Origin of the sequence: Amycolatopsis thailandensis (assembly GCF_042723255.1) — a bacterium.
GTDB lineage: Bacteria > Actinomycetota > Actinomycetes > Mycobacteriales > Pseudonocardiaceae > Amycolatopsis > Amycolatopsis thailandensis.
Window position 1 is genome coordinate 31608 of sequence record NZ_JBHXJK010000015.1, and the last position, 16534, is coordinate 48141.

The 16534-nt window shown below is 70.5% G+C and carries 3 protein-coding genes; all 3 read right to left on the reverse strand.

Annotated features, from left to right (window positions below; translation table 11 throughout):
- Positions 1–245: 245 nt before the first annotated feature.
- From ACFWMR_RS08720 to ACFWMR_RS08730, 3 genes are read right to left on the reverse strand one after another with little or no spacing between them, the layout of a single operon-like run.
- Positions 246–443, reverse strand: coding sequence for an MbtH family protein (locus ACFWMR_RS08720; protein WP_378274131.1), 198 nt, complete (start codon positions 441–443; stop codon positions 246–248).
- Positions 444–456: 13 nt separating this feature from the next.
- On the reverse strand, positions 457–1692 hold the full coding sequence (locus tag ACFWMR_RS08725) for an MFS transporter (protein WP_378377964.1): 1236 nt from the start codon (positions 1690–1692) through the stop codon (positions 457–459).
- Positions 1689–16532 carry a non-ribosomal peptide synthetase gene (locus tag ACFWMR_RS08730; protein WP_378377965.1) on the reverse strand — a complete coding sequence of 4948 codons (14844 nt, stop codon included), beginning with the start codon at positions 16530–16532 and terminating at the stop codon, positions 1689–1691. The genes ACFWMR_RS08725 and ACFWMR_RS08730 overlap by 4 nt, the downstream gene beginning before the upstream one ends.
- Positions 16533–16534 lie beyond the last annotated feature (2 nt).

The following is a 16534-nucleotide window of genomic DNA, read 5'->3' on the forward strand; positions in this document are numbered from 1 at the left end:
GTAATGTCCCAATCACCCCGTGGCTTGCGGTCTGGGGGGGCGGCGACGGCCCGGTGGTGTCGCTAAAGCCACTTTCGCGACATCAGATGTCCCGAATGTGGCTTTCGCGACATCGGGTCCGGCCTGTGCGGGCGAGCGACAGAACACGCCACATTTGCCTTACCCCTCAACAATTCGAAACGCACCGCTCGGGAAGCGGGCGGTGCCCGGGCGGGTGCGGCCACCGCCGCGGGCACCGCGACCGGTCATTCGGCTGCCATGCGCTCCCTCAAGCTTCGGGGACGCATGTCCGTCCAGACCTCGTCCACGTGGTCCATGCACTCCTGGCGAGTGCCCGTTTTGCCATCGGGACGCCAGCCTTCGGGGATTTCCTTGTCCGCGGGCCAAAGCGAGTACTGCTCTTCGTCATTGATCAGGACCTGGAACGTGGTGTTGTCGTCCATCGGTTCTCTCTCCTCAACTTACGGTGGTTTTCACTTCGGATGGTGCGGACGTGGCGGAAAGCCCGCGCAGTGTGCGGTTGAAGGTGGTGAGCAGCGTGACGACCGCGATGGCGCCCGCGCACGCAAGCACCGCCGTGGAGCCGGGCAGGAACTCGACCAGCCACCCGCCCAGTGCGGGCCCGAGCGCGGCGGCCAGACCGCCCGTCACCCCCAGCACGCCACCGAGGCGGCCGCGCAACTCGTCGGGTGTGGTGAGCAGCTGGTAGGTGCTGATGGCCGTGTTGGCGGCGGGCGGCAGAAAGGCGATCCCCGCGAACAGCAGGCCCATGAGGTATCCGCTGTGCACGAAGATCGCGAGCGGTGTCAGGACGGTCAAGGCCCAGAACACCCCGGCGATCAACACGTACGGGCTGAACCTGCGGTACAGGACGGGTGCGGCCAGCGCGCCGAGCACCCCGCCGCCGCCGAGCATCGCGGCCATGACGCCGATCTCCCCCGACGGCATGCCCCGGCCGTCGGCGAGCACGATGATCACCAGGTAGTAGGCCGAAAAGAACAGGTTGAGGCTGATCACGCAGAACGTCGTGACGCGCAGCGGCGGTTGCCGCCACACCCAGTTCAGTCCTTCCGCGATCTCCCGGCCCAGATGCGCGGGTGGGCGGGAGGCCGTGGTCCGGCGGGCCGGCAGCCGGACGAACAACAGCGACACGAAGGCGACGAGGTGGGTCACGACGTCGAGAACGAACGGCACGAACCGGCCCAAGGAGAACAGGAAGCCGCCGAGCGCGGTACCCGAGAGCTGTCCGGCGCTCGTTCGCGCGGCGTTCAGCGAGACCGCCGACGGGACCTGGTCGGCCGGGACCAGCAGCGGCAGGCTCGCCTCCTCCGCCGGTTCGAACAAGGCACGGCACACTCCCATCACCACCGCGACGACGACCAGGAGACCGACTCCCGCCACGTCCCGCCACAGCGCGAGGACGAGCACGACGGCCGCGATCGCCTGCATGGCCTCACAGCCGAGCATGATCCGTTTGCGGGACCAGCGGTCCGCCAGCGCACCGGCAGGCAGCCCGGCGACCAGCTGGGCGATCGCCACCGCACCGACGACGAGTCCCGATTGGACACCGGAGCCGGTGATCGCCAGTACCACCAGGGGAAAGGCGATCATGGTGGTGCTGAACCCGGCTTCGGACACGACCTGCCCGGTCCACAGGAGACGGTAGTCGCGATTGCTTCGCAGCCCGCTCACGTCTCGTCACCCCGGCAGTCGGCCGCGATGGCCCGCAAGGCGGCGGCGAAGTCCGCGGCGACGGCCGCCACCGTGGCGCGCGTGTTCAGATGGGGCTGGTAGTACCAGGAGAACTCCAGGCGGCCGTCCCGGACACCGCCGACCACTTCGAGCACGTGGGGCGGCCGGTTTTCCGGATCCTGTTCGCGGCCGAGGGGTGCGTGGGCTCGCCGGTAGAAGCCGGTCCCCTCGCTCGCGTGGTCGCCTTGCCCCAGGTAGTTGAACGCGACCTCCGGCGCGGTGTCACCGAGCTCGGGGAACCGGAAGTTCCGCAGGGCGCCGTAGCCGAAACCGTTGCGGGGCAGGGCGCGCAGCTGTTTCCGGGTCGCCTTGACGAGTGCTCGCCACCCGGCCGAGTCGTCGATCGTGAGCCCGACGGGGAACAAGGTGGTGAACCAGCCGACCGTCCGGGAAAGGTCGACGTCGTCGAGGATCTCTTCGCGTCCGTGGCCTTCCAGGTCGACGGCGACGTCTCGCTCCCCTGTCCAGCGGGTGAGCGCCCTGGCCAGCGCGGTCAGCAGGACGTCGTTGATCCGGGTGCGATAGGCGCCGGGTGCCAGGTGCAGCAGGGCGTCGGTGTCCCGTTCGGCGACCTCGACGGTCACCGATTCCGGTGGCGCGGGCGGCACGTCCGTCCGGTCGCGCGGAACGGTGCGGCCGGGCAGCTCACGAGCCCAATGGCCGTGTTCGTCGTCCAGTCCCCCGCCTTGGATGAACTCGCGCAGGCGGTGGGACCACTCGCGGAAGGACGTCGTCTTGGTCCCGAGGTCGGTCTTCTCCCCGGCTTCGATCTGCCGGTACGCGCGTTCGAGATCTTCGAGCAGGATGCCCCACGACACGGCGTCGACGACGAGGTGGTGCGCGGCGAGCAGGAGGCGGGGATTCCCAGCTCCGTCCGGTTCGGTCAGCACCGCGCGCAGGTGCGGCGGCCGCGCGAGATCGAAATCCGCCTGCGCGACCTCGGCTTCGGCCTCCAACCGGTCGGCGGGCACCTTCTTCAGTACCGGCCCCGGCTCGGGTGGTTCGTTGTACTGCGTCCATCCCTCTTCGGTCCGCTCGAAGCGCAGGCGCAGCGCGTCGTGCTGGGTGATGACGGCGTCGAGCGCGAGCCGCAGCGATTCCTGCTCCACGGGTCCTTCGAGTTCGACGAGCACAGACTGGTTGAAGTGCGCCGGATTCGCCGGTTCGGAGGCGAAGAACCACTGCTGGATCGGGGTCAGCGGAACGTCGCCGACGACGACCTCGCGATCCGCGTCCGCCGTGTCCACCGGTTTCACCACCGTCGCGAGCTCGGCGACCGTCTGGTGGGTGAACAGATCCTTCGACCGCATCGCCAGCCCGGCCTGCCGGGCCCGGTGGACGACCTGGATGCTCAGGATCGAATCGCCGCCGAGGTCGAAGAAGTTGTCCGTGGACCCGACGCGGTCCACGCCGAGGACCTCGGTCCAGAGCTTCGCCAGCGACCTCTCCGTTTCGGTGCGCGGCTCCACGTGGTCCGCGCCCTGTGCCAAAGCCGGATCCGGAGCGGGAAGCGCCGCGCGGTCCACCTTGCCGTTGGCGGTGACCGGAACCGCGTCCAAGGGCACGAAGACCGAAGGCACGAGGTAAGCTGGCAACGTCTCGCCGAGAAAGGCCCGCAGATCCGCCGTCTCGCCGTCGACGTAGGCGACGAGACGCTTGTGCCCACCGATCTCGCGGGCGACCACGACCGCGTCGCGTACCTGCGGATGGCGTCGCAGGGCCGTTTCGATCTCGCCGAGTTCCACCCGGAAACCGCGGACCTTGACCTGCTCGTCGACACGCCCCACGAACTCCAGCGCACCCGATGCCGTCCACCGGACCAGGTCGCCGGTCCGGTACATCCGGCTGCCCCGGCGCCCGAAGGGATTCGCCGTGAACCGGTCCGCGGTCAGGCCCGGCCGGTTCAGATAGCCGCGCGCCAGACCGGCACCGGAGACGAACAGCTCGCCGGTCGTGCCGATCGGTACCGGCCGCAGCGCTTTGTCCAGGACGTGGACCTCGGTGTTCGGGATCGGTGTGCCGATCGGCGGCGGGGCGCCCGGGGTCAGCGGCTCGCTCCACGAGGTGACCACGGTGGACTCCGTGGGCCCGTAGGCGTTGATCATCCGCCGCCCGGGAGCCCATCGGTCCACCAGCACCGCCGGACAGGTGTCCCCGCCGACGATCACGGTCCGGAAGTCCGGGAGATCCGTCTCGGGCACGGTGGCCAGCGCGATCGGCGGGATCAGCGCGTGGGTGACCCGCGTGCGGCGCAGGACGTCGGCGAGGTCGGTACCGAGCAGCGGCCCCTCGGGTGGGACGACGAGCGCGGCACCGGCGGGCAGGGACAGGCACAGTTCCAGGATCGAGGCGTCGAAACTGGGCGAGCTGAAGGCCAGAACGCGGTCACCGGGCCGCACGTCGCAGTGTTCGATCTCGGCGGCTGAGAACGTCGCGAGCCCGGCATGGGTGACGACGACCCCCTTGGGCCGGCCGGTCGAGCCGGACGTGTAGATCACGTAGGCGGGCTGAGCGGGATCGAACCGCACTCCCAGGTCGGTGTCGTCGTGGGCGCCCGCGTCGAGTTCGCCGTCCACCACCAGGACGGGGTCCGCGTCACGCAGCATGAACTCGATGCGCTCGGCGGGATAGCCGGGGTCCACGGGCAGGAACGCGGCGCCGGTCTTGGCCACGGCCAGTTCGGTGACCACGAGCGCCACCGAACGCGGCAGCCGGACGGCGACGACCCGCTCGGGTCCCGCGCCCCGCTCCAGGAGCGAGCGCGCCAGCCGGTTGGCCCGCGCGTTGAGCTCCCCGAAGGTCAGCGAACCGCTGTCGGTCATCAGCGCGGGCGCGGTAGGTGTCCGCCGGACCTGTGCTTCGAAGAGTTCGGCCAGGGACGCGGCCGGGACGGCACGGGCGGTGTCGTTCCAGGCTCGCAGTTGGTCGAGCTCACCCTGGGGCAGCGTCGGCAGCGTGGTCATCGGGCGGTCCGGTTCGGCGGCGAGCGTGGTCAGGAGGGCACGCAGCCGCGCGATGAGCCGCTCGATGGTCGCGGCGTCGAACAGTCCGGTGCTGTAGTTGATCGCCCCGTGCACCGTGTCGCCGTCCTGCTCGAACTGCACGAGGAGGTCGAAGGGGGCCGCCACCGCCGGCAGCGCGACCTCGCCCGCGACGAGCCCGCCGGAACCGGGCCGGTCACCGGTGTTCTGCAGGACCACCATGGCCTGGAACAGCGGGGTGCGGCTCGGGTCGCGGACCGGCTGCACGGCGTCCACCACGCGTTCGAACGGGACGTCCTGATTGCCGAACGCGTCCAGTACCACGTTCCGCACCTGTGCCAGGAACTCCCGGAAGGACCGTTCGGTGTCCACAGTGGACCGAAGGGTCAGGGTGTTGACGAAGAATCCGACCAGCCGTTGCAGCTCGGTGCGCTCCCGCCCGGCGGTCACCGTGCCGACGGCGACGTCTTCCTGGCCCGCCCACCCGGCCAGCAGGACCTGGCAGGCGGCCACCAGGGTCATGAACAGGGTGCCGTCCTGGGCTTTGGCCAGTTCCCGGAGTCTCGCGACGGCGTCGGCGGGAAGATCGAATCCGATCCACTCCCCCGCCGTCGTGCGCGTCGCGGGCCGGGGCCGGTCGGTGGGCAGCTCAAGGGGTTCGAGTCCGGCGAGGCGGTCCCTCCAGTGCTCCAGCTGTCCGGCGAGCGCGGAGCCGTCGAGAAGTTCCCGTTGCCAGGCCGCGAAGTCCGCGTATTGCACGGGAAGCTCGGACAGTGACGGCTCTTCTCCGCGGACGAAGGCGGCGTAGGTCTCGTCGAGTTCGGCGGCCAGTACGCCCGAGGACCAGCCGTCGGTGACGATGTGGTGCAGCACCAGCAGCAGGACATGCTCCTCGGGCGTCCGCCGGAACAACCGGGCCCTCAGGAGGGGTCCGGTTCGCAGATCGAACGGACGGGACGCTTCCCGCGCCATCCTGTCCTCGTCGAAGTCTTCGACGGGAAGGTCGACGCGGTAGGGCTCGTGCACGAACTGCACACCGCGGCCGTCGATCGCGTCGAAGGTGGTGCGCAGCGACTCGTGGCGGGCGACCAGGAAGTCCAGCGCGCGGTTGAGGGCGACGACGTCGAGTTCACCGCGCAGCAGCAACGCGGAGGGCGACAGATACTCGGTGCCACCCGGTTCGAACTCGTCCAGGAACCACAGCCGCTGTTGGGAGAACGACAACGGCAGGGCGCCGTCGCGAGCCACGACCGGGATCGGCCGCGTGCCGGCCCGCTGCTCCGGCAGGGCCGCGGCGAACCGGTCGAGGGTCGGTGCGGCGAACAACGCCCGCGGCGAGATGTCGACGCCCAGTTCGGCGCGCACGCGGGAGGCGATCCGCATGCTCAGGATCGAGTCGCCGCCGAGTTCGAAGAAGCTGTCCGTCGCGCCGACCCGGTCGACGTCGAGGACCTCGCCCCAGATGACGGCGAGACGACGTTCGGCCTCGGTTCGCGGCGCCACGTACTCGGCGGCGGTGTCGCGGCCCGGCGCCGGAAGCGCCCGCTTGTCGATCTTCCCGTTACGGGTGAGCGGAAGGGCGTCGAGTGCGACGAACGCCGACGGGACGAGGTGCTCCGGCAAGCGATCCCGCAGCCACTCCCGCAGTCCTCGCGGGTCGCCGACGATGTACGCGACGAGCCGTCCGTCGCGGGCGTTGACCGTCGTGTCCGTGACCGAAGGGTGCTGCCGCAGCACGGCTTCCACCTCGCCGGGCTCGACCCGGAAGCCGCGGATCTTGACCTGGTCGTCGACGCGGCCGAGGTAGTCGAGCCGTCCATCGGCCGTCCAGCGGACACGGTCGCCGGTGCGGTACATACGGGTGCCCGGCGGGCCGAAGGGGTCGGCGACGAATCGATCCGCGGTCAGTCCCGGACGGCCGACGTAACCGCGGGCGAGCTGGACGCCGGCGAGGAACAACTCACCGGGCATCCCCACCGGAACCGGCGTCCCGGTCGCGTCGAGGACGTAGGCGCGCAGGTTGGCCAGCGGAGAGCCGATCAGCGGCCGGTCCCCCGCCACCGGCGTGTGCACGGAATCGACCGTGACCTCGGTGGGCCCGTAATAGTTGTGCGTGGTCACACCGGACGCCACCAGCTCACGCCACAGTCGCTCGCCGGTCGCCTCGCCGCCGACGAGCACCGTGCCCGGCCGATGGTCCCCGGTCAGCAGGCCCGCTTCGAGCAACTGCTGGAGATAGGTCGGGGTCAGGTCGAGCAGGTCGATCCGGTGGTCGCGGACGTAGTCGACGGCGGCGCGGGGATCGAGCCGCGTGTCGTCGTCCAGCACGTGCAGCTCGTGGCCGTCGATCATGGCCAAAAGCGCTTCCCACGAGGTGTCGAACGACAGCGACGCGGTGAGCGCCACCCGTCGGCGCTCTTCGGTGAGGAAAACGCGGCGGTGCGCGGCGAGCATGTTCATCAGACCGCGGTGCTCGATGACGACGCCCTTCGGTGTCCCAGTCGAACCGGAGGTGTAGATGACGTACGCCGCGGTGTCCACGCTCGCCCTGACCGTGGTGGCTGTCGCTCGAACGGCCTCCGGCTCGCTCAGCACCACCACCGGGCGCGCGTCCTCAAGCAGGAACCGTTTCCGTTCCTCCGGCAGACCGGGATCGATCGGCAGATACACCGCGCCCACCTTGAAGATCGCGAGGATCGCGATCACGGCTTCGGCCGAGCGGGGCAGCGCGACGGCCACCACCGTCTCCGGCCCGGCGCCACGAGCGGCCAGTTCACCCGCCAGTCGCGTGGCGCGGGCGTCGACCTCGGCGAAGTCCAAGACCGTGCCGCGGAAGACCAGCGCGGTCTCGTGCGGAACGCGGGCGACCGTCGCCTCGAAGACGTCCAGCACCGTGCCGGACGGCACGTCGATCACCGGGCCGCTGCCCGAGGCCAGCAGTTCGCGCCGTTCGGACGACGACAGCGGCGACAGCGCGTCGAGCCGGCTCCGCGGATCCGCGACGATCGCGCGGACGAACCCGGCGAGCTGATCCGCCAGACGGCGGACCGTGGCCGCGTCGAACAACCTCGGGTCGTACGACAGCTCGAGCCCGAGTTTGTCGTGCAGGTAGGCGGTGAGGTTCAGCGGGAAGTTCGTCGTGTCCAGCGACTCGACGTCCAGCACTCGCACGTCGGCCTGCCCGCTGTCCTCGATCGGGTAGTTCTCGAACACCACCACGCTGTCGAACAGGGCAGTTCCGGCGGGCACGTCCGTGAACGCCTGCAGTTGCGAAAGGGCGAGGAAGTCGTACCGGCGCGCGTCGGCCTGCGCCGCCTGCGTTTCCCGCAGCCAGTCGAGGGCGGATTCCCCGCCACGGACCTCCACGCGTGCCGGGACCGTGTTGATGAACATGCCGATCATCGACTCGACACCCGGCATCCCCTCCGGGCGGCCGGACACGGTCGTGCCGAACAAGACGTCGGTCTCCCCGCTGTACCGCGCGAGCAGCAGCGCCCAAGCGCCCTGCACGATCGTGTTGACCGTGAGCGCGGCGGACTTCGCCGTCTCGTGCAGGCGCGCGGACTCCTCAGGCGTCAATTCGACGAGGACGGCTTCCGCGGACTCGGCGCGGTGCGCTTCCTGCGGCCGCCGGTCGAAGGGCAACGGGGTCGGGGTGGTGAATCCGTCCAGCACCGCGCGCCAATGGGCCTCGGCCTCGGGGCGGTCTTGCCGGGCGAGCCACGCCAGGTAGTCGCGGAACGGCCGGCGCGGGTCCAGCCGCGCGGCGCGGCCCTCCACGATGGCCGCGTACTGCTCGCACACCTCGCCGAAGACCTGCGCCGTGCTCCAGCCGTCGAGCAGGACGTGATGCGAGGTCCAGACCAGCTGCACTTCGTCGTCGGCGACCCTCGCGATCGCCAGGCGCATCAACGGCGGCGCGGCCAGGTCCATTCCCGCCGCCACGTCGTCCGCCAGCAGCTTCTTCAGTTCCCGGTCCTGCTCGTCCGGCGTGAGCGAGCGCCAGTCGTCCTGCCGGACCGGGACCCGGACCTCGCGGTGCACCCGCTGGACAGGCTCCTCGATGCCTTCCCAAGCGGTGCTGCTGCGCAGGATCGGCGTGCGGTCGACCACGCGCTGCCAAGCTTCGGCGAGCGCGTCCGGACGACTCACCCCGGCGAGCCGGAGCCGGAACTGGTCGAAGTAGGCGGTCGAACCGGTGTCGACCAGGCTGTGGAACAGCATCCCCGTCTGCAACGGCGTGAGCGGATAGATGTCCTCGACGTCACGACCGTCACCGGCGACGCGATCGACGTCCGCCTGCGCGAGCCGGGTCAGCGGGAAGTCCGACGGCGTGCGTCCCCCGTTGTCGGCACAATGCGCGATGATCCCGCGTAACGAGTCGAGTGTGGCGTCGGCGAGCGCGCGTACCGTGGCTTCTTCGTGCACCTCCTCGGAATACTGCCAGGTGAGATGGAGTTCACCGCTTTCGACGACACCGATGACGTCGAGCAGGTACGGACGCACGCTTTCCGGGTCGCTGTCGTCCCCCAGGGCTTCGGCCCTGCCCCGGATCCATCCTTCGGCGGGACTCCCCATGTCCCAGCGGCCGTGGTAATTGAAAGAAATCCGCGGTTCGGGAGCTTCGCGCAACGCGGAACCCGGCGTTTCTTCGGCGCTCAAGTAGCGCAAAGCCTCGAAGCCCGCGCCTTTGGCCGGAACCGCGCGCAGTTGTTCCTTGACGGCTTTGAGCACGTCGCCCCAGTCACCTTCGGGAACGGCGAGCGAGAGCGGGTACTGGGCGGTGAACCAGCCGATCGTGCGCGAAAGGTCGAAGGGGCCGGCGAGGTCTTCGCGACCGTGCCCCTCCATGGCGATCCCGACCCTCGACCGCCCCGTCCACCGGGCCAGCGCCCGGCCGAGCGCGCTGACCAGGACGTCGTTGACCTCGGTGCGGTACGCGTCGGGTACGTCGCGGAGGAGCGCGGTGGTCTCGGCCCGGCCAAGTGACACCGAGACACCGCGCTCCGACTTCGCGGTGTTGCGGCCCGGGCGGTCAACCGGAATGTCCATCCAGGCTCCGCGGAGCGAAGTTTCCCAGTACCCGATTTCCTTGTCGAGTCTTCCCATTTTCACGTTCTCGGCGAGAGAACGGGCCCAATACGTGAACGATGTCCGTACCGGTGCGAGAACCTCGCCCCGGTACGCGCGTTCGAGGTCGGACAGCAGAATCCGCCACGAAACCCCGTCCATGACGAGGTGATGGGCGGTGAGGAACAGTTGCGGCGCCCGATCGCGGAAAGTGAACAACACCGCGCGCCACAGCGGCCCGGTGGTGACGTCGAGCGAGGTCTGTGCCCGCACGGCCTCCGCGCGCATGGCCGTCGCCACGTCTTCCGCGGGATCCACATCGGACAGGTCCACGTGCCTGAGGACGCTGTCCGGATCTACCGGGGCGGGCTCCTGCTCCCAACGCCCCTCAGTACGGGAAAACCGCATGCGCAGCGCGTCGTGCCGCTCGGCGACCCGGTTCAAGGCGGAGATCAGCTTCGGCCTGTCCACGGACGACAGCACGACGTGCACGGACATGGTCAGCCGCCACGGCGCTTCCAGCCGTTCGAACAGCCAGGACTGGATCGGGCCGAGCGGAGCCGGCCCGAGGTTCTCCGCCTCGACGTGCTCGGCAGGGGTTTCCGGCAGGGCGACATGCGCGAGTTCGGCGATGGTCTGGTTGCGGAACAGGTCCTTGGACGACAGCGTCAGCCCCGCCTGCCGGGCGGCCGCGACGACCTGGATGCTGAGGATCGAGTCGCCGCCGAGCCCGAAGAAGTTGTCTTCGACGCCGACCCTGTCGACCCCGAGGACTTCCGACCAGACCGCGGCCAGCACGGTCTCGGCGTCGGTGCGCGGTGCCACGTAACGGTTCTCGGTCCGCGCGCCCGGCTCGGGCAGTGCCCGGACGTCGAGCTTCCCGTTGGCGTTGAGCGGCAACCGCTCCAGCGGCACGAACACCGCGGGCACCAGGTGGGCGGGCAGGGAACGGCCGAGGAACTCCCGCAGCGCGGTCGTCCCCGGCACCGCCCCGGTCAGGTACGCGACGAGCCGCCGGGTGTCCCCCGCGCCGTGGGCGACGACAGCCGCCGTCTCGACGTCGGGATGGGCGATCAGCGCCGCTTCGATCTCGCCGGGTTCGATGCGGAAGCCGCGGATCTTGACCTGATGATCGGCGCGGCCCCGGTAGTCCAGTTCACCGCCGCCGGTCCACCTCAGCAGGTCCCCGGTGCGGTACATCCGCGTGCCGGGCCCGCCGAAGGGGTCCGCGACGAAACGCGAGGCGGTCAGTCCGGGACGGTTCAGGTAGCCGCGCGCGAGCCCGGCCCCGGCGACGTACAGTTCGCCGGTCACCCCGGGTGGGACTGGAGCGAGATCGGCGTCGAGCACGTAGGTCCGCAGGTCCGGGATCGGGACGCCGACGGTGGCCGTGCCGTCCGCCTCCAGCGCCCGGTGCGTGACGTGCACCGTGGTCTCGGTGATGCCGTACATGTTCACCAGCCGCGGCCCGTCCGGGTGCCGCCGGTACCACTCCGCCAGCCGCGCGGGATCCAGCGCCTCGCCGCCGAAGATCACGTACCGCAGACCGAGCTGCCGCGACGGCAGTGCGCTCAGCCGGTAGAACGCCGACGGCGTCTGGTTGAGGACGGTCACCCGCTGCTCGGCGAGCAGTGCCAGGAACTCTTCCGGTTCGCGGACCGCGTCCTGCGGGACGACCACGAGCCTGCCGCCGTGCAGCAGCGCGCCCCACAGTTCCCAGACCGAGAAGTCGAAGGCGTAGGAGTGGAAGAGCGTCCAGACGTCCTTCTCGTCGAAGCCGAACCAGTGCGCGGTCGAGGAGAACAGCCTGGTGACGTTGGCGTGCGGGATCAGGACGCCCTTGGGCACACCGGTGGACCCGGAGGTGTAGATGACGTAGGCCGCGTTTCCCGGCTCGACACAAACCTGCGGAGCGGTGTCCGGCCGCCCGTCGGCCTCGACGGAGTCGACGACGCAGACCGGGCGCGCGTCCGCCAGCGTCGCCTCGATCCGCGCCGCCGGGTAGGCCGGGTCGATCGGCAGGTACGCGGACCCCGACTTCAGGACGGCGAGTACCGCGACGACCAGATCCGCCGACCGCGGCAGCCGTAACGCCACCAGCCGCTCCGGCCCCGCGCCCTCCTCGATCAGCCGGTGGGCGAGGCGGTTGGCGCGCCTGTCCAGTTCGCCATAGGTCAGCTCGGTGCTCCCGCTCGTCACCGCGACGGCGTCCGGAGTGCGCGCGGCGCGTGCGGCGAAGAGTTCGTGCAGCACCGGCGACGGTTCCGCGGCCGCCTTGCCGTTCCACTCCACCAGCACCCGGTCGCGTTCGGCCGGGCTGATCCAGGGCTGCCTGGCGAGCGGCAGCTCCGGAGCCGTCGCGATGCCGTCGAGCATCCGGCGAAGCCAGCCGGTCAGCCGCTCGATCGTGGCGGCGTCGAACAGATCGGTGTTGTAGTTGACGAGCGCGTCGAGCCGCCCGGCGGTCTCCTGGAAGTGGATCGTGAGATCGAAACCGGCAGTGACGACGGGCGGCGCCAGCTCTTCGACGTCCAGACCCGTCATCGACGGCCGGGTGTCCGGGGTGTTGTGCAGGACCACCAGCACCTGGCACAGCGGCGTCCGGCTGGTGTCCCGTTCCGGCTGCAGGTCGTCGACGACCCGGTCGAAGGGCACGTCCTGGTGCGCGAAAGCGTCCAGGACGGTGTCCCGCACGTCATCCAGGAAGCTGTCGAACCCGAGCGTCAAGTCCACAGTGGACCTCAGGACGAGCGTGTTGACGAAGAAACCGATCAGGCCTTCGACTTCGGTGCGCTCGCGGCCGGAGACGACCGTGCCCACGGCGACGTCGTCCTGGCCCGACCAGCGGGCGAACAGCAGCTTGCTCGCGGCGAGCAGCGTCGTGAACAAGGTGCCGCCCTGATGCCGGGACAACTCCTTGAGCCGGGCCGCGGTCCCGGCGGGCACGCTGAATTCGTGCAGGGCGCCGTTCTTCGTCCGGACGGCGGGCCGGGGCCGGTCGGTGGGGAGGTCGAGGGTGGGCACGCCGTCGAGCCGGTTGCGCCAGTAACTGAGCTGGGCGTCGAAATCGTTGCCCCGAAGCCGTTCCCGCTGCCAGACCGCGTAATCCGCGTACTGCGCGGACAGGGGCGGGAGGACCGGCGTCTCGCCGCGGACGAACGCGCTGTAGCACGTGGCCAGCTCGGCCAGCAGCACGCCGGAGGACCAGCCGTCGGTGACGATGTGGTGCAACACGAGCGTGAGCACGTGGTCGCCGGGCGCGAGCCGGGTCAGCGCGACCCTCAACGACGGTCCGGCGTGCAGATCGACGGGGCCGGTCGCCGCTTCCAACGCGGTGTCGAGATCGCCGTCGGTGACGGGCACGTCGACGGCGTAGGGCGGGTGGATCACCTGGACGCCGCGACCGTCGACGGTCGCGAAGGTCGTCCGCAGGGACTCGTGCCGGGCGACCAGAGCGGTCAAGGCGCGGTTCAGCGCGGCGAGGTCCAGCTCTCCGCGCAGCCTCAAGGCCGTCGGCGAGACGTACTCGGAACTGCCCGGTTCGAATTCGTCGAGAAACCACAGCCGTTGCTGGGCGAAGGAGAGCGGCGCTTCGAATCGGCCGCCGTCCCTGGGCAGCACGGGGATCGCCGCCTGCGGCGCGGTGCTCTCGGGCAGCCGCCGGGCGAGCCGGGCCGGAGTGGGCGCGGTGAGGACGAGGCGGGCGGGCACCTCTGCGCCGAGCGCGTCCCGCAGCCGCGCGAGAACCCTGATGCCGAGAAGGGAATCCCCGCCGAGGTCGAAGAAGTCGTCGTCGACACCGACGCGTTCGACGCCGAGGACGTCGGACCAGATGGCGGTCACCAGCCGTTCACGGTCGTTCCGGGGAGCGACGTACGGCGTAGTGGTGGTGTGTTCGGGATCGGGCAGGGCGCGGCGGTCCAGTTTCCCGTGTCTGGTCAGCGGCAGAGCTTCCACGCCGACGAACACCGACGGGACGAGATGGCCGGGCAGGACACGGCTCAGCTCCGACCGCAGCCGGGCGGGTTCGGTGTCACCGACGACGTAGGCGACCAGTGTGCCGTTCCGCGCGTCCACGGCGGCGTCCGTGACGGACGGCTGCGCCCGCAGCACCGCTTCGACCTCGCCCGGTTCGATCCGGAAGCCGCGGACCTTGAGCTGATCGTCGACCCGGCCGAGGTGCTCCAGCTGCCCGTCCGCGGTCCAGCGTGCCCGGTCACCGGTGCGGTAGAGCCGGGCTCCGGGCGGGCCGAACGGGTCGGCGGTGAAGCGGTCCGCGGTCAGCCCCGGACGGCCGAGGTAACCACGGGCGAGCTGGGCGCCGGCAAGGCACAGTTCGCCGGGGACGCCGACCGGGACGAGCCGGGATCCTTCATCGAGGACGTAGGCGGTCACGTTCCCCAGCGGCCTGCCGATCACCGGCCGATCGCCGATGACCGGAGCGCGCGTGGCGTCCACTGTGGACTCGGTAGGCCCGTAGTAGTTGTGGGCTTCCGTTCCGGACGCGGCGAGTTCGCGCCAGAGATCGCCGTCGAGGGCCTCGCCGCCGACCATCAGGAACTTCGGCCGACGCTCTCCTTCGAGCAGTCCTGCGGGCAGCAGCTGCCGCAGGTACGACGGTGTGACGTCGAGGAAGTCGACGTTCTCGTCGCGGACGTAGCGGGTCAGCCCGGCCGGGTCGAGCCGGGTCTCCTCGGTGATGACGTGCAGTTCGTGGCCGTCCGCCAGCAGCAGCGGGCCTTCCCACGAGGTGTCGAAGGAAAGGGTCGCGGTCAGCGCGACGCGCATCCGGTCGCGGCCGAACACGGTGCGGTGGTTGGCAAGCAGGTTGACCAGGGCCGCGTGGCCGACGACGACGCCCTTCGGCGTCCCCGTCGAGCCCGAGGTGTGGATGACGTACGCGGCGTCCGAAGGCCGTGGCGGCGCCGGTCGCGGCCCGTCGGTGGTGACCTCGAAAGTGCCGTCGAGCACGACCACCGGCCGGGTGTCCTCCAGCAGCGTCCGGATCCGCTCGGGTGGCAGACCCGGATCGATCGACAGGTGCACGGCGCCCGCCTTGAGCACGGCGAACAACGCGACGATCGCTTCGGCCGAGCGCGGCAGCAGCACCGCGACGACCTGGTCCGGACCGGCGCCGCGGGCGGCCAGCTCCGCGGCGACGCCGTCGGTACGGGCGGCCAGTTCGGCGAAGGTCAGCCGGGTTTCGCCGCAAACCAGCGCGATTTCGCCGGGCCGGGTCTTCGCCTGGTGGTCCAGCAGGTCGACGATCGTCGTGGCAGGCACCTCCAGCCCGTTGCTCCCCCAGAACAGCAGACGGCGTTCCTCGTCGTCGTCGGTCAGCGGCAGGTCGGCGATCCGGCGGCCGGGTTCGGCGGCGATCCCGGTCAGCAGCCGCAGCAGGTGGCCGATCAGGCCGTCGACCGTGGCGGCGTCGAACAGTTCGGTGCTGTACTCGACGAGCCCCGCCAGCTCGCCGCCGGACTCCTCGAACTCCACCGAGAGGTCGAAGTTCGCCGCGTCCCGCGCCACCTCCGCCGGTTCCACGGTCAGGCCCGGGAACCCGGGTCCGGCCCCGGAAGCGGAATGCAGCAGCACCATGACGTCGAACAGCGGGTTGCGCCCGGCGTCGCGGCCGGCCTGTACGGCGTCGACGACGGCGTCGAACGGCACGTCGTCGTGCGCGAAGGCGTCCAGCACGGTCTGGCGGGCGCGAGTCAGATGCTCGGTGAAAGTCGCGGACCGGTCGACGGCCGAACGCAGGACGACGGTGTTGACGAAGAAGCCGACGACACGTTCGAGTTCCGGCTTTTCGCGGCCCCGCACGACGGTGCCGAGCGCGATGTCGTCCTGCCCGGTGTAGCGGGCGAACAACGCCTGGCACGCGGCGAGCAGCACCGTGAACAACGTGGTCTCCGACGAGCGCGCCAGCTCCGCGAGGCGCCCGGCCACCTCCACGGGCACGGTGAACTCGCGTACCGCGCCGTCGGTGCTTCGCACGGGCGGCCGGGGCCGGTCGGTGGGCAGCTCCAGGGGGACGACGTCGGCGAGGTGCGCCTTCCAATAGTCGAGACCCGCTCCTCGTAACGGCCGATTTCGCTGCCATACCGCGAAGTCCGCGTACTGCACCGGCTGGGCGGGAAGCCGCGCGTGTTCGCCGTCGCGGTAGAGCAGGCCGAGTTCCTCGGTCAGTACCCCCATCGACGCGCCGTCGGTGGCGATGTGATGCACACACACCAGCAGCACGTGCTCGGTTTCGGTGAGCCGCGCCAGCATCGCGCGCAACAGTGGCCCGCGGCCGAGGTCGAACGGCCGGGTGTACTCGGCGCGCAGGACGTCTTCCAGGTCGTCGCGGACGACGTCGACGACGGGAAGCGCGACCTCGTAAGGCGGGTTCACGGTCTGGAAACCCTCGCCGTCGATCTCCTCGAAGGTGGTGCGCAACGGCTCGTGGCGGCGGACCAGCGACTTCAGCGCGGTGGCCAGCGCGGCGTGGTCGAGCGTTCCGGTCAGGCGCAGGGCGAACGCGCTGTTGTACTCGGGGTCGTCCGGCCGCAGCCTGCTGAGGAACCACAGGCGCCGCTGGGCGGACGAGAGCGGGATCGGGCGGGAACGGTCGGCGGCGGCCGGGATCTCCGGCGCGGGCGCGGCCGTTCCCGCCATCCGCGCGCGCAGCGCCTCCCGCAGGTGGGCGGGCAGTGCCGCGATGCGGTCCTGTCGGGACGAGGTCATGA

Excerpts from the sequence above, each read along its gene's own strand:
- ACFWMR_RS08730 (WP_378377965.1), bottom strand. The coding sequence starts at position 16,532 with ATGACCTCGTCCCGACAGGACCGCATCGCGGCACTGCCCGCCCACCTG.
- ACFWMR_RS08720 (WP_378274131.1), bottom strand. The coding sequence starts at position 443 with ATGGACGACAACACCACGTTCCAGGTCCTGATCAATGACGAAGAGCAG.